The following is a 23,001-nucleotide window of genomic DNA, read 5'->3' as shown; positions in this document are numbered from 1 at the left end:
TAAAAACATGTTAGAGCGTTATACAAGACCAGAAATGGGTGCTATTTGGACCGATCAAAATCGCTACCAAGCGTGGCTAGAAGTCGAGATTTTAGCTGATGAAGCTTGGGCGGAATTAGGTGAGATACCGAAAGAGGATGTTGCATTGATTCGTGAAAAAGCATCCTTTGATATCGACCGTATCTTAGAGATCGAAGCGCAAACGCGACATGATGTGGTTGCTTTTACCCGAGCAGTCTCTGAATCTTTGGGGGATGAAAGTAAGTGGGTCCACTACGGCTTGACGTCGACGGATGTTGTTGATACGGCGTATGGCTACTTGATGAAACAAGCCAACGATTTGATTCGGGAAGATTTGAACCGTTTCGTGACGATCATTGGTGAAAAAGCCAAAGAATACAAGCATACCGTGATGATGGGACGTACCCATGGTGTTCATGCGGAACCAACGACCTTCGGCTTGAAATTAGCCTTGTGGTATTCAGAAATGAAACGCAATGTCGAACGTTTTGAGCGGGCTGCAAAAGGGGTCGAAGCGGGCAAGGTCAGTGGTGCCGTTGGAACTTTTGCAAATATCCCTCCGTTTGTCGAAGAGTATGTCTGTGAAAAACTAGGGATTCGTGCGCAAGATATTTCCACGCAAGTATTGCCTCGTGACCTACATGCAGAATATTTCTCAGCAATGGCATTGATCGCAACCAGCATTGAGAAATTTGCCACCGAGATCCGTGGACTACAAAAATCAGAAACGCGGGAAGTCGAAGAATTCTTCGCCAAAGGACAAAAAGGTTCTTCTGCCATGCCCCATAAGCGTAATCCAATCGGTTCTGAAAATATGGCCGGACTTGCACGAGTCGTTCGCGGTCATATGGTGACAGCTTATGAAAATGTCTCCCTTTGGCATGAACGGGATATCTCACATTCATCGGCAGAACGGATCATTATTCCGGATACGACGATTTTGATCGATTACATGCTGAATCGCTTTGGCAATATCGTCAAAAATCTGACCGTTTTCCCAGAGAATATGAAGCGCAATATGAATGCGACCTTTGGATTGATCTACAGCCAACGGGTGATGTTGAAATTGATCGATCACGGAATGACCAGAGAGCAAGCCTATGACTTGGTTCAGCCAAAAACAGCGCAAGCTTGGGATGAGCAAACGGATTTCCGTCCATTGTTAGAAGTAGATCCAGCAATCACGGATGTTTTGACCAAAGCCGACTTGGACGATGCGTTTGATTACAACCATCATTTAAAACAAGTTGACACGATTTTTGAACGTGTCGGTTTAGCCGAATAAAAAAAGCCGCAACCTTGAGACATCCGTCTTAAGGTTGCGGCTTTTTTTTAATAATGTTCAGCTAAATAGGTCAATAGATCAGGGGCTAAACCAGTTGCTGATTGGTTATCCTGGCGATCTTCTAACATGGAAACCATCAGAAATCCTTGATCTTGCGAATCGAAGGCGAATAAGAAGCTGTTTTCTTGGCCTTTTTCATCTTGCTTTTCTTTGATTTCAGCAGTTCCTGTTTTGGCAGCTAGTGGAATGTTCAGCGCTGCCAAAGAGTGTGCCGTTCCGTTGGCATCTGAGACAACCGCCGTCAAATCTTGATTGATTTGCTCAATCGTCTCTGCTTTAAAGACTTCTTTGTCCTTTTGTTCTGTCTCTTTCAATAAACGAGGATAAACCAGTTTTCCTTGATTGGCAAAGACCGAATAAGCAGCAGCTTGCTGAATGGGATTCAGTAACAGTTCTCCTTGTCCATAGCCGGTATCTGCCAGTAAAATCTCTGAGTTGAAGGAGTCTTCATTGGAAATTTGAGCAGGATTCATCGCAATCGGTAAATCCAACGTTTCACCAAAAATCAATTTCGACAAACCGTTACGAAAAGCATCTTCACCCATAGCTAAGGTTTGTTGTGCCATATAGATGTTATCAGAGTAAACCAGTGCATCTTTTAGATTGACAGAAGCTACGTCGCTGACTCTGGTGACAAAATAGTCCCCCCATGAGCTGTCTTTTTGCCACTTCAATCCATCGATCGCAATACTTTGGGTAGGGTCGATCGTACCGTTTTCTAAGCCAATCGCTGCCGTGATGGTCTTAAAGGTCGAACCTGGCGCATAGGCCGTAGCAAAGCGGCTGATGAAAGGCAAGTCTTCGTTTTGTTCATACGCATCGTAGTCTTCTTGGGAGATCCCTTGGGTCATTTTATTGGGATCATAACTCGGTGAGCTGGCTAATACCAGCAGATCACCGGTTTTTGGTTCTGTGACGACCGTGGACCCCGCCTGATTTTGTAAGGCGTCAAAAGCTGTCTTTTGGGCTTGTGCGTCAATGGTCAGTTGGATATCTTTACCATCTGCCCGTTCTTTTTCTAAAAGAACCGATTTTTCAGCACCGTCTTCATCTGTGATGGCGATTTTTCCGCCATTTTCGCCCCGCAACTCTTTGTCAAAGGCAGCTTCCAGACCACTACGACCAATTTGACCGTTGCTTGCTAGCGTTTCATCCTTTTCGATATCTTCTGCAGTCACGTTCCCTAGATAACCAATCAACTGGGCAGCGGCTTCTCCAAGAGGATAAGTCCGTCCCGTCGTTTCTTTTAAACTTGTTCCAGTTGGCATTTCATCGGTTGGTTCGATAATCTTTAAGGGAACGAACAACTCATCTTGGACCCACGGTTGCGCCAATGCTTGATCGATCGCATCTTCTGTTAGGTCAAAACGCTCCGCGATTGCTTTGATATTGGCGGTTTTTTCGTCTCCCGTACCCAGCTGCCCCGGAATGACGCCTAGTTGATAGAGCGTGCCATTTTCTGCTAGCGGTTCATTATTTCGGTCGAGGATTTCTCCGCGTGTGGCATTATCTACCGAGATACTGATTTTGTCTTGGCCTTCCATTCCCGGAAAAATCAATTGAGGCGACCAATCGATCTTGGCTTGGTCATCAGTCAGAGTAATCGTGCCACTATAAGACAGCTCTGTTAATTCACCTAACGAGGTGGTTAAGGAACCGTTGTATTGGAAATTGAATTGATCGGAATCCTTATCATCGGGCGTTACCTCAATTCCTGAAGCTTTAAATGATTCGGCACCGATACCAGTGAAAATCGCTTCGTATTTTGCTGAGACTTCGTCTGCGGTAAAGCCGTTTGATTCCAAACTTTCTTCGGTCAGTAAAGCAGATAAATCGCTGTACTTCTGATCAGATATAGCATCGATAAAGGAATTGAGGACTTTTTTTGCTGCTGCTTCTTCTTGTCGATTTTGATAGACTGTATAGCCATAATAACCGCCACCAAGTACTAATAAGGCGGCAGGGAGTGCCAGCCAGACGAAACGCTTAGGTTTTTTCGCTGGTTTTTCGTTGCGAGAGCGCCGGTTTTCTGACATATTATTGTTCCTCCTTTAGTGCCGACAAACGGGCGTGATAAAGCGGCAACAGCGTTTGATAAACTGCTAAAATATCCGCCATATCAACGTCTTCGATCATTTCTTTTGGAAAGATCTTACCAATCTGAAGCTCACTTTTTTTGACTTTCTGTAATCGTTCTAAGTAGGTTGGCCACATAGCGATAGGGAAGTGATCGTATTTGGTATGATCAGGAGATAGCGTAAAGTCTGCTGGCAATTGATCAAATAACTCTTTTTGAGCCAGCCAAGATTCCGCGATCGTTGCTTGATTTTTCGGTTGATCGATCACACTGAGCCAAACAAAGACATACGCTTGATTGATCCCAATTTGAAAGTGGGCATCCATTTTATAACCACGCTTGTTAGGGCCGATCCCCGCCCACGTTTCGGCAGGAGGGTAGACGGTTCTACGCCGATGCTGAGCAATATGCAAATAAAAAGGTTCGTGACAGCTTTCTTCAAATAATGGGATCGCTGCCTCGCCGATGGTTTGGAAAATTGGCTGGATCTCTGAACGGATTTTTTCCATTCTTTCTTCTAATGTTTCTAAAGCAAAACATCAAATGACTGTTTTGTAAATAGCATAATCGTGTCCTTTCTTTTGTCTGAAAACAGTATAACAAAAAAAGCCCGTAAAATTTCGGGCTTTTGTTTTTTTTATCTTTTTTTTATTTAGTGATCACTAGCTAATTCGCAGCGGGACTTAAGTTAAAGGTAGGGGCAAGGCTTTGTTCCTTCAAAAGATGCAGAAGATCATCCAAGAAAGAAAAATCCATTTCTTCTAAGTTAAAATAAATACGGAAAGAATACGTATGTTTAAATAAGCTTTGACGATGAATCTGGTGAATGATCAATTCGTCATTGCGGCCATTTTGAAATTGTAAGACTCTTTTTTGTTCTTCCGCATAGTGAGGACGTGCCCCTTTTTTGAAGGGACTGAATACATAGAAACTTGTTTGTTGGTTGATGGAAAGGATTTGCTGCACGGCCAATAATTCGTTATGGAGCTGTTGTTTTTCTTTGTCTGATAAATGAGCTAAAAAAAGTTCAGCACGATTCTTTAGCGACCACATATAGTACTCCTCCTTGAATGTAGCTACAATACGACCTAAATATAGCATGAAAAAAGATTATTGTAAACGCTTTATAAATTCTTCGCTGCGTCTAAAGAGGAATCTGCTTTCAATCAACTAGTTAAAAGGCGAACATTCGTGTTTATTAATATGTAAATGTACAGATAATCGTTGACCCGCTTTTTCAGCGTTGTTAGAATAATAAGCAAATAAAGATGTGTGTCATCGCTATGTGAAAAATAATACTTAACTGAGGTGGATTATGGAATCAGAAGTGCTTCTTTATGAAGGAAAAGCCAAGAAATTGTTTAAAACCAACGAAGAAGATGTGTTGAGAGTCCTTTATCTGGACCAAGCAACTGCGCTGAACGGTTTAAAGAAAGATGCAGTCGCAGGGAAGGGTGCCTTAAACAATCAGATCACTGCGCATCTTTTTCAGCGCTTAGCGGATAAAAATGTCCCAAGTCACTTTCTTCAATTAGTGTCTAAACACGAACAATTAATTCGAGCTGTCACCATGATTCCTTTAGAAGTCGTTGTTCGCAACACGGCCGCTGGTAGTTTTTCAAAGCGCTTGGGCATCGAAGAAGGAATCAAACTGCCAAAGCCGATCGTGGAGTTTTACTACAAAGAGGATCGCTTAGATGATCCGTTTATCAATGATGATCATGTGTTCTATCTGGGTCTTGCCACAAAAGAGGAACTGGACCAGATCAAAAAACTGGCGCTACAAGTCAACGCTGCGTTACTGGAAATCTTTGCAAGTATCAACATTCGCTTGATCGATTTTAAAATCGAGATCGGCAAAACCAAGGAGGGCGAGTTGCTCCTGGCTGATGAGATCTCACCAGATACTTGCGCTTATGGGATATGGGTACAAATGAACATCTTGATAAAGATGTCTATCGTCGTGATTTAGGGGACATCGTTCCTGTTTATGAAGAAGTTTTAAATCGTTTAGAAAAGGAGAATTCAACATGTATTTAGTCAAAGTTTACGTCACTTATAAGGAATCTGTTTTGGACCCTCAAGGAGAAGCCGTCAAAGGAGCTGTTCATCGCTTAGGATATCAAGATGTCAGTGATATTCGCATCGGGAAATACTTTGAAATCAAAGTGACACCTTCCAACAATCAAACACAAGCAACAGTAGCAGAGGAGATTGAAGCGATCTGTGACAAACTTTTAGCAAACGTCAATATGGAAACCTACCGTTATGAAATGGTTCAAATGGAGGAAGCAGCCCTATGAAATTTGCAGTGATCGTCTTTCCTGGATCAAATTGTGATGTTGATTTGATGTGGGCAATCAAAGATATCATGGGGGCAGAAGCAGAATATGTGCGCCATGATGCAGACAGCTTAGCCGGTTTTGACGGTGTTTTGCTTCCAGGAGGATTTTCTTATGGTGATTACTTAAGATGCGGAGCGATCGCCCGTTTTTCAACGATCATGTCAGAGGTCATTCGTTTAGCAAATGAAGGCAAACCTGTCTTTGGTACCTGCAATGGGTTCCAAATTTTAACGGAAGCGGGCTTGTTACCGGGAGTTTTACAAAGAAATGAATCATTGCATTTTATTTGCAAGCCGGTCCGTCTGCAAGTGAATAATCAAACAGCTTTTACTTCTGAATATGAAACGGATCAAGTCATTACGCTTCCTGTCGCTCATGGTGAGGGCAATTATTATTGTGATGAAACGACTTATCAGGAATTGGTTGCCAACAATCAAATCGTTTTCCGTTATGAAGATAACGTCAACGGCAGTCTACACAATATCGCTGGTATCTGCAACAAAGCAGGCAATGTTCTAGGCATGATGCCTCATCCAGAACGAGCGATGGAAAGTTTATTGGGCTCAGAAGATGGCAAGAAGTTTTTTGCTTCATTATTGAAAAATTTTGGGAAGGTGCCGGTAAATGGATAAAATGATCGTAAAAGAACCTACACCACAAGAAATCAAAGACACGAAATTATACGAGCAATGGGGATTGACCCAAGAAGAATATCGGATGATTTCAGAAGATATTTTGGGACGTTTACCAAACTATACCGAAACTGGACTGTTTTCAGTGATGTGGAGTGAACATTGTTCTTACAAAAATTCCAAACCTGTTTTGCGGAAATTCCCGACAGAAGGGCCGCAAGTGCTGCAAGGACCAGGAGAAGGTGCGGGTATCGTGGATATCGGCGATGATCTAGCCGTCGTTTTCAAAGCGGAAAGCCATAATCATCCTTCTGCGGTGGAACCTTATGAAGGAGCAGCAACTGGTGTTGGTGGGATCATCCGCGACATCTTCAGTATGGGAGCAAGACCAATCGCTGTTTTAGACTCCTTACGATTTGGTGAGTTAGATAATCCAAGAACGAAATATCTTTTGGAAGAAGTCGTTGCTGGGATCAGTGGCTATGGCAACTGTATCGGGATTCCGACCGTCGGTGGTGAAGTGGCATTTGATCCTTGTTATGAAGGCAATCCATTAGTCAATGCCATGTGTGTAGGGATCATTGCCCACAAGGATATTCAAAAAGGGCAAGCCAAAGGTGTTGGGAACACCATCATGTACGTCGGCGCAAAAACAGGACGCGACGGGATACATGGGGCGACTTTTGCATCGGAAGAATTTGTCGAAGGAGAAGAACAACAACGTTCCGCCGTACAAGTCGGTGATCCTTTTATGGAAAAACTCTTGTTGGAAGCTTGTTTGGAATTGATCGTGGATCATTCGGACATTTTAGTCGGGATTCAAGATATGGGCGCTGCTGGATTGGTTTCTTCGAGTGCCGAGATGGCATCAAAAGCCGGATCAGGTTTGCGCTTAACGTTAGATGATGTCCCACAGCGAGAAACCAATATGACGCCTTATGAAATGATGTTGTCAGAATCCCAAGAGCGGATGCTGATCTGTGTCAAAAAAGGGCATGAAGCTGAAGTGGAAGCCCTCTTTAAGAAATACGATCTAGAAGCAGTCGTGATTGGTGAAGTGACGGATGATGGCAACTATCGTTTGTTCCATCATGGACAGGAAGTCGCTAATTTACCAGTGGATGCTTTAGCTGAAGATGCACCGACTTACTACAAAGAGATGGCAGAACCAGCACGGATCAAAGTGTTTAAGGAAACACCGGACTTTGTTCCAGTGATTCATTCAGCAACGTCTGTATTTGCGGATTTGCTGCAGCAGCCGACGATCGCTTCGAAACGCTCGATTTTTGAAACCTACGATTCGCAAGTTCGTACCAATACCGTGGTAGGCCCCGGCAGTGATGCCGCTGTTTTACGAATCAAGGGAACCAATAAAGCCTTGGCGATGACGACTGACTGTAATGCTCGTTACCTCTACTTAGATCCAGAAGTCGGCGGACAGATCGCAGTTGCAGAAGCAGCTCGAAATATCGTCGCTTCCGGTGGGCGTCCATTGGCGATCACTGACTGCCTTAACTTCGGCTCGCCAGATAAACCAGAAGGATTCTGGGAGTTATCTACGGCTGCTGACGGGATCTCAGAAGCTTGTCGTGTGTTAGAGACGCCAGTCATTTCTGGGAACGTCTCGTTATACAACGAAACAGACGGACAATCGGTCTATCCAACGCCTGTTATTGGGATGGTCGGATTGATTGAAGAGCTGGCGCATATCACGACGCAGCATTTCCAAGCAGCAGGGGATGTAATCTATGTCCTAGGGGAAACCCATGCTGATTTCAATGGGTCTGAATTGCAAAAACTGCAGACAGGAAAAATCGCTGGGCGTTTAATGTCCTTTGATCTTGAAACAGAAAAAACGAACCAACATTTGGTTACCGCAGCGATCCAAGCAGGTCTTGTTCAAAGTGCCCATGACTGTGCCGAAGGTGGTTTAGCGATCGCTTTAGCCGAATCCGCCTTTGACAAGGGCTTTGGTCTAAATGTGACCGTATCATTGCCAGCAGCACAATTGTTTTCAGAAACCCAATCCCGTTTTGTGCTTTCAGTCGCACCTGATAAGCAAGCGGCTTTTGAAGCGCTGGTAGGCGCTGCGGCAGCAGCGATCGGCGAAGTGACTGCTGATGGCCAGATTCGCATGGAGGCACAAGATGATGCGATCGAGATGCCCCTTGCTGAGGCGAAATTGAAATGGGAGGAAGCCATTCCATGTTTAATGAAGTAAAGAGCCTCAACGAGGAATGTGGGGTCTTTGGTGTTTGGGGTCATCCAGATGCCGCTCGTGTCACCTACTTCGGACTACACAGTTTGCAGCATCGCGGTCAAGAAGGTGCAGGGATCGTCACGAATGATGCTGGGAAACTCAATGGCCACCGTGGTTTAGGGTTGCTAGCGGAAGTGTTTTCGGATGAACGTGTCCTCCAGCGTCTGACAGGAGATGCTGCCATTGGTCACGTTCGCTACGCAACTGCTGGTAATGGTAGCGTTGATAATATTCAACCATTTTTATTCAAATTTTTTGATCAGCAGATTGGCTTAGCTCATAACGGCAACTTGACGAATGCGAAAAGTCTACGGAAATCCTTAGAAAAGGCTGGTGCGATTTTCCACTCGAATTCCGATACAGAGATTCTCATGCACTTGATCCGCCGCAGTGAAGAACCGCTTTTTATGGATCGGGTCAAGGAGGCATTAAATCAAGTTAAAGGCGGATTTGCGTACCTTTTACTGACCGAAAATGCCATGATCGCAGCACTAGACCCCAATGGCTTTCGACCATTGTCAATCGGGAAAATGGTCAATGGTGCCTATGTGGTAGCTTCAGAAACCTGTGCGTTGGAAGTCATCGGTGCGGAATTTATTCGTGATGTCCGACCGGGCGAAGTCGTGATCATTGATGATGCAGGCATTCAAATCGAGCAGTATACCCAAGAAGTACAGCCGGCGATTTGCTCGATGGAGTTTATTTATTTTGCCCGTCCTGATTCCAACATCGCTGGCGTCAATGTCCATCGTGCCCGTAAAAATATGGGCCGTCGCTTAGCACAAGAGGCGCCGATCGAAGCGGATATGGTCATTGGTGTACCGAATTCATCCTTATCTGCTGCCAGCGGCTATGCCGAAGCTTCAGGTATTCCTTATGAATTGGGCTTAGTAAAAAATCAATACATTGCACGAACGTTTATTCAACCGACGCAGGAGTTAAGGGAACAAGGCGTGCGGATGAAGCTCTCAGCTGTTCGTGGCGTAGTCGAAGGCAAACGAGTGATTCTAGTCGACGATTCGATCGTCCGAGGAACCACCAGCCGCCGTATCGTCCAGCTGCTAAAAGAGGCAGGTGCCAAAGAAGTTCATGTGCGTATCGGTTCGCCGCCTTTGCGCTATCCATGTTTTTACGGGATCGACATTCAAACGAGAAAAGAATTGATCGCAGCCAAATATACGGAAGCTGAGATTTGTGAAAAAATCGAAGCAGATTCTTTGGCCTTTTTAAGTGAAGACGGGTTGATCGAAGCGATCGGTTTAGATTTTGACGCACCTTACTCAGGCTTGTGTATGGCCTATTTCAATGGCGATTATCCAACCCCTTTGTATGATTATGAAGAAAACTATCTCGCGTCTTTAGCTGAATAAAAAGTAGGCAAGAATGGTTTTTCAAGCGAAGCATTGAAGGACTGATGGTTTGCTTACGTTAACGACGAGTGAGCTGATGAAGAAAAGCGGATGAATGATTGAGGAGGAACGAACGTGGCAAATGCATATGCAAAAGCCGGTGTCGATGTCGAAGCCGGTTATGAAGTAGTCGAACGGATCAAAAAGCATGTGAAACGAACAGAACGACTAGGCGTGATGGGGGCAATCGGGGGCTTTGGTGGCTGTTTTGACTTATCATCGTACCAATTAAAAGAACCGGTACTTGTTTCTGGGACTGATGGTGTAGGAACCAAGCTTTTGTTGGCGATCCAACAAGAACAGCACGCAACGATCGGCATTGATTGCGTCGCGATGTGCGTGAATGATATCGTCGCTCAAGGGGCAGAACCTATCTACTTCCTTGACTATGTTGCAGTTGGTAAAAACGATCCGGCAAAGATCGAACAAATCATTGCTGGTGTCGCAGAGGGCTGTGTGCAAGCGGGGGCTGCTCTGATTGGTGGGGAAACCGCTGAAATGCCGGGAATGTACCAACCAGAAGAATATGATCTTGCTGGCTTTGCCGTAGGGATCGTCGAAAAAAGTCGCTTGATCACTGGAGAAACCATTAAAGAAGGCGATGAGCTGATTGGTTTGCCTTCTTCAGGCATTCATTCCAATGGGTACTCTTTAGTCAGAAAAATCTTTTTTGAACAGCATTGCTATAAAGGAGCAGAAACGTTTGCGGAACTTGGCAACCAAAAACTTGCAGAAAGTTTATTGACGCCAACGAGAATTTACGTTGATGCATTGAAGCCTTTATTGACAGAAGGATTGCTCGCTGGAATTTCTCATATCACTGGTGGCGGCTTTGTTGAAAATATCCCACGGATGCTGCCTGAAGGTCTGGCGGCAGAAATCGCCTTAGGCACTTGGCCGCAGTTGCCGATATTTGATCTGATCGCTGCTCATGGTGCGATTCCTCACCAAGAAATGTTCGAGATTTTCAATATGGGGATCGGTATGGTCTTAGCCGTTGCGCCAGAAAATGTTGCGGCAGTAATGGCGCTTCTATCCGCCAATGAAGAATCAGCGTATCGGATCGGGAAAGTGACGAAACGTGACAACGAAGCTGTCTGCTTCAAAGAGGCAGTCCGATGAGGATCGCCGTCTTTGCTTCTGGAACGGGCAGCAATTTTACCGCGATCGCCGATGCGATCCAAGCAAATAAAATCAAAGGAGCGCAGATCGGGTTGGTCTTTTCCGATAAACCTGCAGCGCCAGTAATAGAAAAAGCCCGCACGAGAGACTATGAAACGCTTGTCTTGGAGCCAGCGGCATTTGCGTCAAAAGCAGTCTTTGAAAGTAAATTGATCGAAGAATTGCAGGATCATGCCATCGATTTTATTGTTTTAGCAGGGTACATGCGGATCATCGGCAACACCTTATTATCCGCTTATGAAGGACGAGTCATCAATATCCATCCCTCCTTGTTGCCAAGCTTCCCAGGTAAGTCTGGGATTGCCGATGCCTTCGCTTATGGCGTGAAAGTGACGGGGGTGACGGTTCATTATGTCGATGCTGGCATTGACACAGGGCCAATCATTGCCCAAGAAATCGTTCGGATCGACACCGACGATACATTAACAAGTGTGACAGAGAAAATTCATCAAGTGGAACACCAAATCTATCCAGCTGTTTTAGCTGAAATTGTGGAAAAGGGGCTATCAAATCGTGAATAAACGTGCATTAATCAGTGTGTCTGACAAAGAAGGACTGGTACCATTTGTCCAAGAATTGACCAATTTAGGATTTGAGATCATTTCAACTGGCGGGACCAAAACCGTCTTAGAGAAAGCAGGGCTTCAACCGATCGGCATCGAAGCGATCACAGAATTTCCTGAAATGATGGACGGTAGGGTCAAGACGCTACATCCGCGGGTGCATGGGGGTCTGTTAGGGCGACGTGATCTGCCTTCTCATATGGAGGCAATGGCTGAGCACGGTATTTTACCAATCGACCTCGTTGTCGTCAATCTTTATCCATTTAAAGAAACGATCAGTAAGCCTGACGTCACAGAAGCCGACGCAATCGAAAATATCGACATCGGCGGACCAAGCATGCTGCGTTCTGCGGCGAAAAACCATGCCTCAGTAACTGTTGTCGTTGATCCCAAGGATTACGACTGGGTTTTAGCTGAGCTGAAGGAAGGCAATACGACGTTGGCATCAAGAAAGAAATTAGCTGCCAAAGTCTTCCGCCATACCGCAGCCTACGATGCCTTGATTGGTGAATACTTGACCAAAGCAGTGGCTGAAACAGAAACGGAGACCTTGACGAAAACCTATGTTTTGAAACAAACATTGCGTTATGGTGAAAATAGCCATCAGAAAGCTTCCTTCTATCAAGACGCACTACCCGTGCCATATTCGATTGCCAGCGCAAAACAAATCCACGGCAAAGAATTGTCTTACAACAACATTAAAGATGCTGATGCTGCCTTGCGGATCGCAGAAGAATTTACAGAGCCAACTGCGGTAGCCCTCAAGCACATGAATCCATGTGGGATCGGAAGTGGAGAAACGATTGCTGAAGCTTTCCAAGAAGCTTACGAAGCAGACCCAGTGTCGATTTTTGGCGGGATCATCGTCTTGAATCGTCCAGTTGATGTGGCAACTGCGGAGCAACTGCAGCGGATTTTTCTTGAGATCATCATTGCACCTGCATTTGAAGAAGAAGCACTAGAAATCTTAACGAAGAAAAAAAATCTGCGCCTGCTGGTTGTTGATTTCGAAAAAGCAGCCAAACAGCCAGAAGTTGTCTCTGTCCTTGGGGGCTTATTGGTGCAAGAACCAGATGATCAAATAGAAACACCAGCAGATTGGACCGTGGTGACAAAAAGAAAGCCGACACCAGAAGAAATCGCAGCTTTGGCTTTTGCTTGGAAAGCGGTGAAACATGTGAAATCTAATGCCATCGTTTTAGCCAATCAACAGCAAACCGTTGGGATCGGCGCTGGTCAAATGAACCGCGTGGGTTCAGTGAAAATCGCTGTGGAACAAGCCCGTGAAAACAATAAATTGGCTGGTTCAGTGCTGGCAAGCGACGCCTTTTTCCCAATGGATGACAGTGTTGAATATGCAGCGCAACAAGGAATCAAAGCGATTATTCAACCTGGTGGCAGTATCAAAGATCAAGAGTCGATCGACATGGCAGATAAATACGGTGTGGCGATGGTCTTTACTGGTGTTCGTCATTTTAAACACTAAGAAATAGGAGAAGACAATGAAAATACTTGTTATTGGTAGTGGCGGTAGAGAACATGCCGTCGCAAAAAAGTTTCTGCAGGATCCTCAAGTGGAAACAGTCTTTTGTGCGAAGGGCAATCCCGGTATGCGAAAAGACGGGATCAAGACAGTCGCAATTGAAGAGTCCGATCATGAAAGCCTAATTGCTTTTGCTCAAGAGCAGGAGGTTGATTGGACCTTCGTTGGTCCGGAAGTTCCGTTACTAAATGGCATCGTAGATGATTTTCAGGCGGCGGGCTTGGCAATTTTTGGCCCCAATCGACAAGCAGCGATGATCGAAGGATCAAAAGAGTTTGCCAAAGAATTGATGCGGGACAATCAGATTCCGACAGCAGACTACCAAAGTTTTACAGATAGCGCGCAAGCAAAAGCATATATCCAGCTTAAAGGTGCACCAATCGTTATCAAAGCGGATGGCTTAGCTGCGGGCAAAGGCGTAGTCGTCGCTGAAACCGTTGATGAGGCGAATGCGGCTGTCGAAGCGATGCTAGAGCAAAATGCTTTCGGTGAAAGTGGTGCAAAAGTGGTGATCGAAGAGTTTTTGGCTGGCGAAGAGTTTTCGCTCTTGGCGTTTGTTAAGGACGAAGCCGTCTATCCAATGGTCATTGCTCAAGACCATAAACGTGCCTTTGATGGCGATTTAGGGCCGAATACAGGAGGCATGGGGGCATACACACCGGTACCGCAGATTCCGCAAGAAATGGTCGATCAAGCAGTAGCAGAAGTTTTACTTCCTGCAGCAAAAGGGATGATTCGTAATAAGACACCGTTTACGGGGATTCTCTATGCAGGTCTGATTGCTACCAATGATGGACCGAAAGTCATCGAATTCAATGCGCGTTTCGGCGATCCAGAAACACAAGTCGTGTTAAGTCGTTTAGAAAGCAGTCTGGCCCAAATCATTAATGATCTATTGCAGGATCGAGTGCCCGCAATCCAATGGAATCAATCGGCTTCGATCGGTGTCGTGATTGCATCGCAAGGATATCCAGGCAAGTATCAGCAAGGAATGCCTGTCCCAAGCCCTCAAGGAGAAGGAATACAATTCTTTTATGCAGGAGTGGATGAAGCTGCCAACCAAGGTGGTTTGACGGCAGCTGGTGGGCGCGTTTTTCTTGTGGAAGCTTCAGCTGAGGATTTAGCTACTGCACAAAAGAACGTCTATGAAGCAATCAGCAAGTTGTCGTTATCTGGCTTGTATTATCGAAACGATATCGGCGATAAAGCCTTGCAATATAGCAACTCATCAAAGGCGATGAAGTAAAGAACCTTTCTGTGTGTAACGCAAACTGTAATGATAGGAGGACTGCCAGTAGAACCGATCGGTTGTGCTGGTGGTTTTCGTTTTATGGGAGGTTTTTTTGACGTTGGTATATCGTTTTCATCTTGGTGTGCTAAAATAGGAGTGTAGTTTAAATAAGGAGGAACTTTACGTGAAAAATATTAAATTCGGTCCTACTGATTTAGAAGTATCTAGTGTGATTTTAGGCTTGATGCGAATCAACAATGCCAAAGATCCTGTGAAGGTCTTGACGACAGCGATTGAAAATGACATTACCTTCTTTGACCATGCGGATATTTATGGTCGCGGGGAGTGTGAAACGATTTTTGCGGAAGCGTTAGCAAAAACGGATGCCAAAAGAGAAGATTTGTTCATTCAATCAAAATGTGGCATCGTTCCAGGTGAAATGTTTGATTTTTCGAAAGAGCATATTATCTCTTCTGTGGAAGGTAGTTTACAGCGTTTGAAAACCGATCATTTGGATGCGCTACTATTGCATCGCCCTGATACTTTGTTTGAGCCCGAAGAAGTGGCAGCTGCCTTTGATCAATTAGAAAAAGACGGCAAAGTGAAATACTTCGGTGTCAGCAATCAAAAACCTGGTCAAATCGAGCTATTGAAAAAATATGTTTCCCAACCTTTAGTAGCGAATCAGCTGCAATTCGGGATCATGCATACGGGAATGATCGATCAAGGAATTCATGTCAACATGACGGATGCTGGTAGTGTCGATCATGATGGAGAAATTCTTGAATATTCTCGCTTGCATGAGATGACGATCCAAGCTTGGTCTCCGTATCAGTATGGTTTCTTCGAAGGGGTCTTTATCGGTAACGAGAAATTCCCAGAGTTAAACGAAAAATTGACCGAACTAGCGGACAAGTATCAAACGACACCGACAGGTATTGCCTCTGCGTGGATCTTACGTCATCCAGCAAATATGCAAGTGATTGCCGGAACAATGACCCCGCATCGAATCGAAGAAATCGCGCAAGCTTCTTCAATCGTATTGACCCGCCATGAATGGTATGAAGTGTATAAAGCAGCAGGGAACATCTTGCCGTAATTTATTAGTAAATCCCGTTTTTTTCAGTACTTATAAGGATGAATGTTCGTAAAAGACGAACATTCATCCTTTTTTTTCAAAAAGTATTTCTAAAAAGCTTGTATTTCACTTCTAGGTGGTTTAAATTGTTGTGGGCGTTAAAAATAGGCGGATGCCATTTGATGCTTGCTTCACTCTTAGTAAGATTTGGAGGATATTTTTATGTTTGACATGAAAGTTTTTGATTACGAAGATATACAACTGATTCCTAACAAGTGTATCGTGAACAGCCGTTCAGAATGTGATACCACGGTGACATTAGGCGGGCACTCGTTTAAAATGCCTGTTGTTCCTGCAAATATGCAAACAATTATTGATGATTCAATCGCAGAATTTTTAGCTGAAAATGGCTATTTTTATATTATGCACCGCTTTGATGAAGAAGCACGGATTCCATTTATCAAAAAAATGAAAAGCCGCGGCTTGATTGCTTCTATCAGTGTGGGTGTCAAAGAAAATGAATATGCCTTTGTGGAAGAACTAGCTGACAAAGAGCTTGTTCCTGATTTTATTACGATCGATATTGCTCATGGCCACTCAAACGCCGTGATCAATATGATTCAACACATCAAGAAGCATTTACCAGCAACGTTTGTGATCGCTGGAAATGTTGGAACGCCAGAAGCAGTTCGTGAATTGGAAAACGCTGGCGCAGATGCAACGAAAGTCGGCATTGGACCTGGGAAAGTTTGTATCACAAAAATCAAAACTGGTTTCGGAACTGGCGGATGGCAATTGGCAGCACTACGCTGGTGTGCCAAAGCTGCTCGCAAACCAATCATTGCAGATGGAGGCATTCGAACACACGGCGATATCGCTAAATCTGTCCGCTTTGGTGCAACCATGGTCATGATCGGTTCATTGTTTGCAGGTCATGAAGAATCACCAGGGGAAACCAAGGTAGAAAATGGCGTTGTGATGAAAGAATACTTTGGTTCTGCATCGGAATTTCAAAAAGGCGAAAAGAAAAACGTGGAAGGAAAGAAAATTTGGATTCAATACAAAGGTTCTTTGAAAGACACGTTAGTTGAAATGCAGCAAGACTTGCAGTCATCGATCTCTTATGCAGGTGGAAAAGATTTAGAATCGATTCGTAAAGTGGATTACGTTATCGTGAAGAATTCGATTTTCAATGGAGATACTATTTAAGCTGGATACTGAAGAAACGGCCTTTTAGCGGTCGTTTCTTTTTTTGTTGGAAGAACCATTTTGTTTTTCTGTTTTCTTCGTTATAATAGAAGCAATGAGAAGTAGAGGAGCGGGTGACCAAATGACAATCAAAGTGATGTCTGTGTTCGGTACCAGACCGGAAGCCATCAAAATGGCGCCACTAGTAAAGGAATTGGAAAACGACCCGCGTTTTGAATCGATCGTTGTGGTGACGGCGCAGCATCGAGAAATGTTGGATCAAGTTTTAACGGTTTTTGAAATCATACCAGATTATGATCTGGATATTATGACTTTAGGGCAAACCTTGACAGGAATCACCACCAAAGTTTTGCTGGATCTGGAACCAATCTTGCAAAAAGAAACCCCTGATATCGTACTGGTTCACGGGGATACGACCACAGCTTATGCAGCCGCGACGGCAGCCTTCTATCAGCAGATTCCTGTGGGGCATGTGGAAGCCGGTTTGCGTACATGGAACAAAAAATCTCCTTATCCGGAGGAAGCCAATCGTCAGCTGATCGATGTATTAGCCGATTTTTATTTTGCGCCAACTGCCCAAAGTAAAGAAAATTTATTAGCGGAAAATCGCAATAAAGATGCAATTTTTGTAACGGGGAATACCGCCATTGATGCGATGCGTTATACGATCTCGGAGGACTATCAGCATCCAGAACTTTCTGCAGCAGATCAAACCATGATTCTTCTGACAATGCACCGTCGCGAGAACTTAGGTGTTCCGATGCAGCAAGTCTTCCGCGCTTTAGCGAAGATCGCTAAGGAGAAACCAACCATCAAAGTGGTTTTTCCTATGCACAAGAATCCTCAAGTCCGAGGGATTGCTATGGAGATACTTGGGGAACTAGAAAATGTCACGCTGATTGAGCCTTTAGACGTCATTGATTTTCACAATGTTGCCAATCAAAGTACCTTGATTTTAACGGATTCTGGCGGTGTCCAAGAAGAAGCACCGTCGTTAGGCGTTCCTGTTTTGGTCCTGAGAGATACAACAGAGCGTCCGGAAGGAATTGCTGCAGGTACGTTAAAACTGATCGGTACGTCTGAAGCTGCAGTTTATCAAGAAACGAAGCGACTACTAGAGGATCCAGAAGCTTACAACGCCATGGCACATGCAGAAAATCCCTATGGCGATGGGAAAGCAAGCCAGCGAATCCTGCAGATTTTAGTTGAACATTTTTCGTGAGAGTTAGAAAGAACAATCTCTCAGTATGAAAAACAATAGATGATTAGACAGCTATTTGATAAATGGCTGTCTATTTTTTTGTGCAAGTTTAAGGAATGTACTGTATTATCTTTTTCATTTTTTCGTTCAAGGGGATAGACGAACGGCTTGTTGTGCTATGGCTTTTGTTAGGAGAAACTTTCTATCTATTCATGAAAAAAGTTTTATCACGTATAAAATCACAGCAGTTCTTTAACGTTGTTATTTTATTGTAAGACCTTTCATTTAAAAACGAACGAAAATCTAAGAAAAAAGGGTGCTTTTTTCCATTGTTACGGTTGACATTGGCTAGGATAGCAGTTATTATGTGGGTAGTTGGAAGGAAGACTTCCGACGAACTGACATTTTATACAAATAATTGTTAGGTGAGGCTCCTATATGGACACAAGCTGCTGCCGCAAAAGTATCGAGAGATACTTAGTTGGTAGGACAGGTCTAATCGTGAAGGTTAAACCCAAAGTAGCTGATAGCAGATTTGCTATCTACGCCCTATAGTGCTAAAGCTCTACAATGATCATGAGTTTTTTACGCATGCTTATTGGGAGCGTGCGTTTTTTTGTGTCTTTTACGCGCGTTCCACAGTGACTTACCTAATAAAAAGAAAGGAAGATTCACATGGAATACCCCAGTCCCCAGATGAAACAGCGGAGTAATTATCGAATCGCTAGGGGTGGCGTAAGCAACTCCTAAGTGCTAGGAGGAAAAAAAGATGTTAAAAAAACTATCGAAAGATCAAGAATTAAAATTACTGGCAAAATTGACCGAAAGAGAATTGCTGATGGAAATGCGGACATCTTTCCAAGGGTTATCGGAAGAAGATGCTGCAGAACGTTTGGCAGAGTATGGTCCAAACAAAGTGGATGCGCAAAAACCAACACCTGCTTGGTTGATGATCCTAGGTGCTTTCAAAGATCCTTTTGTGTTAGTTTTGGCATTATTAATGGTTATTTCTTTTGTAACAGGCGATATTGAAGCAGTGATCGTGATGGGAATCATGATTTTGGCAAGTGTCATGATTACTTTCGTCCAAGAATACCGTTCCCAAAAAGCAAGCTTAGCGTTAAAAGAACTTATTGAAAATACTTGTTCCGTCACTCGAGATGGTATCACGAGAGAAATTCCAATGGATGAAGTCGTTCCAGGAGACATCGTCACCTTAGCAACCGGCGATATGATCCCTGCTGATGCCATCTTGATTTGGACCAAAGATTTATTTATCAATCAATCATCATTAACTGGCGAGTCAATGCCAGTTGAAAAATTTGTGGATGCTGGGATCAAAGAAAGTGATGAACAAATTTCTGCACTAGATATGCAAGATCTTGTTTTCATGGGTACCGATGTCTTAAGTGGTCAAGGAAAAGCCATTATATTGAAAACCGGTCAAAGTACATTCTTTGGCGATATAGCTAAAAATGCGACCACGAAACGCGGCAAAACAACTTTTGAAGATGGCTTAACGAAAGTCAGCAAACTATTGTTGCGAATGGTCATGGTTCTTTTCCCAATCGTTTTACTGATCAATGGTTTGACCAAGGGCGATTGGGGCGAAGCGTTGTTCTTCGCGATTGCAGTAGCAGTTGGTTTGACGCCAGAAATGCTACCAATGATCGTCACCAGTAACTTAGCCAAAGGGGCGATCTCTTTATCAAAAGAAAAAGTGATCGTCAAAGAGTTGCCTTCTATACAAAACTTAGGCGCAATGGATGTTTTATGTACCGATAAAACGGGTACGATCACCGAAGATCGTGTTGTACTGGTACAGCATTTAAACCCATTTGGCGTAGAAGATAAACAAGTCCTTGATATGACGTATTTAAATTCTTACTATCAAACAGGGTGGAAAAACCTGATGGATATTGCTGTCTTAAACTACTATGAAGAAGAAGGCTTGTCAGCGCCATTTAACGATGTGACAAAAATCGATGAGATTCCGTTTGACTTCTCACGTCGCCGCTTGACGGTTGTGGTCAATGCAGATGGTCATCAACTGATGGTCACTAAAGGGGCAGCCGAGGAAATGGAACAAGTCTGCAAGTATGTAGAAGTTGATGGCAAAGTGATGGAATTGACTCCTCAATTGAGAGAACAATTGCGTCAAGTGAATTTGCGCTTGAACAAACAAGGAATGCGCGTGTTGACTGTTGCTGTAAAACGTGATGCTCACGCAGATGCCGTTTATTCTGTAGAAGATGAACAAGACATGATCATGATTGGCTTTATGGGCTTCTTAGATCCAGCAAAAGAAACAGCAAAAACAGCGATTGCTTCTTTACACGGTCATGGCATCAATGTCAAAGTGTTGACGGGAGATAATGCGATCGTTGCGCAAAAAGTTTGTCGAGATGTTGGGATCGATGCTGATGAATACTTATTAGGAACCGATATAGATCATCTGTCAGATGAAGAGTTAGCAGAGAAAGCTGCAAAAACCAATCTGTTTGCAAAATTAAATCCAATGCAAAAATCCCGAATCATTGAAACCATTCAAGCGGCAGGCCATACGGTCGGCTTTATGGGAGATGGCATTAACGATGCGCCTGCTTTACGCACGGCAGATGTAGGTATCTCGGTTGATACCGCAGCAGATATCACCAAAGATGCCAGCTCGATCATTTTATTAGAAAAAAGTTTGAATGTCCTTGATAAAGGGGTCATCGAAGGCCGCAAAGTATTTACCAATATGATGAAGTACATCAAAATGACTTTGAGTTCGAATTTCGGGAATGTGTTCTCGATTTTAGTTGCTAGTGCCTTTTTACCTTTCTTACCAATGTTGTCCATTCAACTGTTGGTTCAAAACTTGGTGTACGATATGGCTCAATTGACGATTCCATGGGACAACGTAGATAAAGAAGAGTTAGAAAAACCAGTTAAATGGCAAGTGGGTGGACTATTGAAGTTTACCGTCGGCATTGGACCTGTTAGCAGCATCTTCGATATTTTGACCTTCTTTATGATGTGGCATGTCTTTAGTGCAAATACCATCCAAGAGCAAGCCTTGTTCCAAGCAGGATGGTTTATGATTGGCTTAACGACACAAACCTTAGTCGTTCACATGATCAGAACGAGAAAATTACCATTTATCAAAAGTATGGCATCACCTGCAGTTTTGATTTCAAGTGTTCTAGCGATTGCAGTTGGCTTCTTGGTCATCTTGACGCCATTGCATACCGTCTTTGATTTTGCAGCACTGCCATCAAGTTACTGGCCATGGTATGTCGGTATCAATCTAGCTTATTTAGTAACAGTTGAGTTTGCGAAACGCATTTACATTCATGTCACGAGAGAATGGATTTAAAAAAACAGGTCGGCGTTCTTCCTAACAAGGGGAGAACGGCCGATCTGTTTCTTTTTATCCGTTCTCTGTATTATTTTTTTCTCATATTAAGAAATTTCTCTTAGATCCAAGTCGAATCTTTCACAAGTGATAATAAAAGGATTATGCTTAATCTGTTTTGTATAATGATGATTGCTGTACTATTCTTAAATAAAAAAAAGAATCTGAAAAGAAAAAATCGAAGAAAGCGATTGCTTTAATGTGATTAATTTCACTAATGTTTTCTTAAGAGTTGCTACAGTGGGAATTCTTTTATTAAAAAAAATACCCTTTTCACTTGTCATTTTCGAAGTTAAATGATAATTTATAAGAGTAAATGAAATTTCGATAGTACAGATTTAAACCCTGTTACATACGAAAGTGAATTTTTATATCAGAGAGGAAAGTGTGTCAAGATGGCAAAAAAACAAAAAGCACTTGATTTCCAAGCGATTTTGGAGCAAGTCAATGCGGATTTTCCAACTTACCAAGCTTTGGACAAAGACGGGAAAATTGTAAATCAAGAGTTAGTACCAGATTTAAGTGACGACGAATTAGTTGAATTGATGACTCGTATGGTATGGTCTCGTGTATTAGACCAACGCTCAACTGCGTTAAACCGTCAAGGTCGTCTAGGTTTCTTCGCGCCAACTGCTGGACAAGAAGCAAGCCAATTAGCAAGTCAATTTGCTTTTGAAAAAGAAGACGTTTTATTACCTGGTTACCGTGATGTACCACAATTGATCCAACACGGCCTGCCATTGAAAGAAGCTTTCTTATGGTCACGTGGTCACGTTGCTGGGAACCTTTACCCAGAAGATTTAAAAGCATTGCCACCACAAATCATCATTGGTGCACAATACGTCCAAGCAGCCGGTGTTGCTTTAGGATTGAAAAAACGTAACAAGAAAAATGTAGTATTTACTTATACAGGTGATGGCGGTTCTTCACAAGGGGACTTCTATGAAGCAATCAACTTTGCAGGGGCTTACCATGCAAACGCTGTATTCTACATCCAAAACAATGGTTTTGCGATCTCTACACCTCGTGAAGTACAAAGTGCGGCACCAACCTTGGCACAAAAAGCTGCAGCAGCTGGGATCCCTGGTATCCAAGTTGACGGTATGGATCCATTGGCAGTGTACTATGTTTCTAAAGCAGCTCGTGAATGGGCAGCAAACGGCAACGGTCCTGTATTGATTGAAACCTTGACTTACCGTTACGGTCCACATACATTGTCTGGTGATGATCCAACCCGTTACCGTTCAAAAGACATGGACAGCGAATGGCAACAAAAAGATCCATTGGTACGTTTCCGTACTTACTTAACTGAAAAAGGACTTTGGTCTGAAGAAAAAGAAGAACAAGTCATTGAACAAACAAAAGAAGAAATCAAAGCAGCGATCGCTGAAGCTGACCGCGTGCCAAAACAAAAAGTTTCAGATTTCTTGAAAAACATGTTTGAAGTTCAACCACAAAACATTAAAGAACAAATTGCAACTTACGAAGCGAAGGAGTCGAAATAG

Annotated in this window: 16 protein-coding genes, 2 pseudogenes and 1 riboswitch; of the genes and pseudogenes, 15 read left to right on the top strand and 3 right to left on the bottom strand. The window is 43.5% G+C overall.

Going from position 1 to position 23,001, the window contains the following annotated elements; translation table 11 throughout:
* The first annotated feature begins 7 nt into the window (after nt 1–7).
* Nucleotides 8–1,306, top strand: a complete 1,299-nt coding sequence (gene purB / locus FJU10_RS15610) for an adenylosuccinate lyase (protein WP_140966334.1) — start codon at nt 8–10, stop codon at nt 1,304–1,306.
* Nucleotides 1,307–1,353: 47 nt separating this feature from the next.
* Here the strand turns inward: purB and FJU10_RS15605 are convergent, their stop codons facing one another.
* The 3 genes and pseudogenes from FJU10_RS15605 to FJU10_RS15595 form a co-directional block, all read right to left on the bottom strand.
* Complete coding sequence (locus tag FJU10_RS15605; protein WP_140966333.1) at nt 1,354–3,402, bottom strand: penicillin-binding transpeptidase domain-containing protein; 2,049 nt, start codon at nt 3,400–3,402, stop codon at nt 1,354–1,356.
* 1 nt (nt 3,403) lies between these two features.
* A pseudogene (locus FJU10_RS15600) lies at nt 3,404–4,008 on the bottom strand (DUF1054 domain-containing protein).
* Nucleotides 4,009–4,109: 101 nt separating this feature from the next.
* Entirely contained in the window at nt 4,110–4,544 is a 435-nt protein-coding gene (locus FJU10_RS15595) for a hypothetical protein (RefSeq protein WP_081118538.1), read from the bottom strand.
* 214 nt (nt 4,545–4,758) lie between these two features.
* On the opposite strand from FJU10_RS15595, the pseudogene purC reads away from it, so the two are divergent.
* From purC to pdhA, 14 genes and pseudogenes are all read left to right on the top strand, one after another.
* Nucleotides 4,759–5,483: pseudogene (gene purC / locus FJU10_RS15590) on the top strand (phosphoribosylaminoimidazolesuccinocarboxamide synthase).
* Nucleotides 5,474–5,746, top strand: a complete 273-nt coding sequence (purS, locus tag FJU10_RS15585) for a phosphoribosylformylglycinamidine synthase subunit PurS (RefSeq protein ID WP_096742577.1) — start codon at nt 5,474–5,476, stop codon at nt 5,744–5,746. Before purC ends, purS begins: the two are co-directional and overlap by 10 nt.
* Complete coding sequence (purQ, locus tag FJU10_RS15580; protein ID WP_010749588.1) at nt 5,743–6,420, top strand: phosphoribosylformylglycinamidine synthase subunit PurQ; 678 nt, start codon at nt 5,743–5,745, stop codon at nt 6,418–6,420. Before purS ends, purQ begins: the two co-directional genes overlap by 4 nt.
* On the top strand, nt 6,413–8,641 hold the full coding sequence (gene purL, locus FJU10_RS15575; RefSeq protein ID WP_189372351.1) for a phosphoribosylformylglycinamidine synthase subunit PurL: 2,229 nt from the start codon (nt 6,413–6,415) through the stop codon (nt 8,639–8,641). Before purQ ends, purL begins: the two co-directional genes overlap by 8 nt.
* Nucleotides 8,626–10,050: an amidophosphoribosyltransferase gene (gene purF, locus FJU10_RS15570; RefSeq protein ID WP_140966332.1), complete on the top strand. Its 1,425-nt coding sequence runs from the start codon at nt 8,626–8,628 to the stop codon at nt 10,048–10,050. The genes purL and purF overlap by 16 nt, the downstream gene beginning before the upstream one ends.
* A gap of 114 nt (nt 10,051–10,164) precedes the next feature.
* Complete coding sequence (gene purM / locus FJU10_RS15565; RefSeq protein WP_140966331.1) at nt 10,165–11,211, top strand: phosphoribosylformylglycinamidine cyclo-ligase; 1,047 nt, start codon at nt 10,165–10,167, stop codon at nt 11,209–11,211.
* A complete protein-coding gene (gene purN, locus FJU10_RS15560) occupies nt 11,208–11,792 on the top strand; it encodes a phosphoribosylglycinamide formyltransferase (protein WP_140966330.1) in 585 nt (194 codons plus the stop codon). The genes purM and purN overlap by 4 nt, the downstream gene beginning before the upstream one ends.
* Nucleotides 11,785–13,320 carry a bifunctional phosphoribosylaminoimidazolecarboxamide formyltransferase/IMP cyclohydrolase gene (gene purH, locus FJU10_RS15555; protein WP_140966329.1) on the top strand — a complete coding sequence of 512 codons (1,536 nt, stop codon included), beginning with the start codon at nt 11,785–11,787 and terminating at the stop codon, nt 13,318–13,320. Before purN ends, purH begins: the two co-directional genes overlap by 8 nt.
* 16 nt (nt 13,321–13,336) lie before the next feature.
* Nucleotides 13,337–14,623, top strand: a complete 1,287-nt coding sequence (gene purD, locus FJU10_RS15550; protein ID WP_140966328.1) for a phosphoribosylamine--glycine ligase — start codon at nt 13,337–13,339, stop codon at nt 14,621–14,623.
* Between the two features lie 169 nt (nt 14,624–14,792).
* Nucleotides 14,793–15,707 (top strand): aldo/keto reductase, encoded by a 915-nt coding sequence (locus FJU10_RS15545; protein WP_081118545.1) that lies wholly within the window; start codon nt 14,793–14,795, stop codon nt 15,705–15,707.
* A 210-nt stretch (nt 15,708–15,917) separates the two neighbouring features.
* Entirely contained in the window at nt 15,918–16,895 is a 978-nt protein-coding gene (gene guaC / locus FJU10_RS15540; RefSeq protein ID WP_005230038.1) for a GMP reductase, read from the top strand.
* 121 nt (nt 16,896–17,016) lie between these two features.
* Nucleotides 17,017–18,117 carry a non-hydrolyzing UDP-N-acetylglucosamine 2-epimerase gene (gene wecB, locus FJU10_RS15535; protein WP_140966327.1) on the top strand — a complete coding sequence of 367 codons (1,101 nt, stop codon included), beginning with the start codon at nt 17,017–17,019 and terminating at the stop codon, nt 18,115–18,117.
* A 389-nt stretch (nt 18,118–18,506) separates the two neighbouring features.
* Nucleotides 18,507–18,678: riboswitch (M-box (ykoK) riboswitch) on the top strand.
* 187 nt (nt 18,679–18,865) lie between these two features.
* Complete coding sequence (gene mgtA, locus FJU10_RS15530) at nt 18,866–21,457, top strand: magnesium-translocating P-type ATPase (protein ID WP_077453788.1); 2,592 nt, start codon at nt 18,866–18,868, stop codon at nt 21,455–21,457.
* A gap of 434 nt (nt 21,458–21,891) precedes the next feature.
* Nucleotides 21,892–23,001 (top strand): pyruvate dehydrogenase (acetyl-transferring) E1 component subunit alpha, encoded by a 1,110-nt coding sequence (pdhA, locus tag FJU10_RS15520; RefSeq protein ID WP_005231936.1) that lies wholly within the window; start codon nt 21,892–21,894, stop codon nt 22,999–23,001.

Origin of the sequence: Enterococcus sp. OL5, assembly GCF_006491895.1 — a bacterium.
GTDB classification, from domain to species: Bacteria; Bacillota; Bacilli; order Lactobacillales; family Enterococcaceae; genus Enterococcus_D; species Enterococcus_D innesii.
Note: the sequence above shows the minus strand (reverse complement) of the source record. Positions and strands in the feature narration are given on the sequence as shown.

Coding starts and splice junctions, on each gene's coding strand:
- purB (WP_140966334.1), top strand. CDS start 8: ATGTTAGAGCGTTATACAAGACCAGAAATGGGTGCTATTTGGACCGAT.
- FJU10_RS15605 (WP_140966333.1), bottom strand. CDS start 3,402: ATGTCAGAAAACCGGCGCTCTCGCAACGAAAAACCAGCGAAAAAACCT.
- FJU10_RS15595 (WP_081118538.1), bottom strand. CDS start 4,544: ATGCTATATTTAGGTCGTATTGTAGCTACATTCAAGGAGGAGTACTAT.
- purS (WP_096742577.1), top strand. CDS start 5,474: ATGTATTTAGTCAAAGTTTACGTCACTTATAAGGAATCTGTTTTGGAC.
- purQ (WP_010749588.1), top strand. CDS start 5,743: ATGAAATTTGCAGTGATCGTCTTTCCTGGATCAAATTGTGATGTTGAT.
- purL (WP_189372351.1), top strand. CDS start 6,413: ATGGATAAAATGATCGTAAAAGAACCTACACCACAAGAAATCAAAGAC.
- purF (WP_140966332.1), top strand. CDS start 8,626: ATGTTTAATGAAGTAAAGAGCCTCAACGAGGAATGTGGGGTCTTTGGT.
- purN (WP_140966330.1), top strand. CDS start 11,208: ATGAGGATCGCCGTCTTTGCTTCTGGAACGGGCAGCAATTTTACCGCG.
- purD (WP_140966328.1), top strand. CDS start 13,337: ATGAAAATACTTGTTATTGGTAGTGGCGGTAGAGAACATGCCGTCGCA.
- guaC (WP_005230038.1), top strand. CDS start 15,918: ATGAAAGTTTTTGATTACGAAGATATACAACTGATTCCTAACAAGTGT.
- wecB (WP_140966327.1), top strand. CDS start 17,017: ATGACAATCAAAGTGATGTCTGTGTTCGGTACCAGACCGGAAGCCATC.
- mgtA (WP_077453788.1), top strand. CDS start 18,866: ATGTTAAAAAAACTATCGAAAGATCAAGAATTAAAATTACTGGCAAAA.
- pdhA (WP_005231936.1), top strand. CDS start 21,892: ATGGCAAAAAAACAAAAAGCACTTGATTTCCAAGCGATTTTGGAGCAA.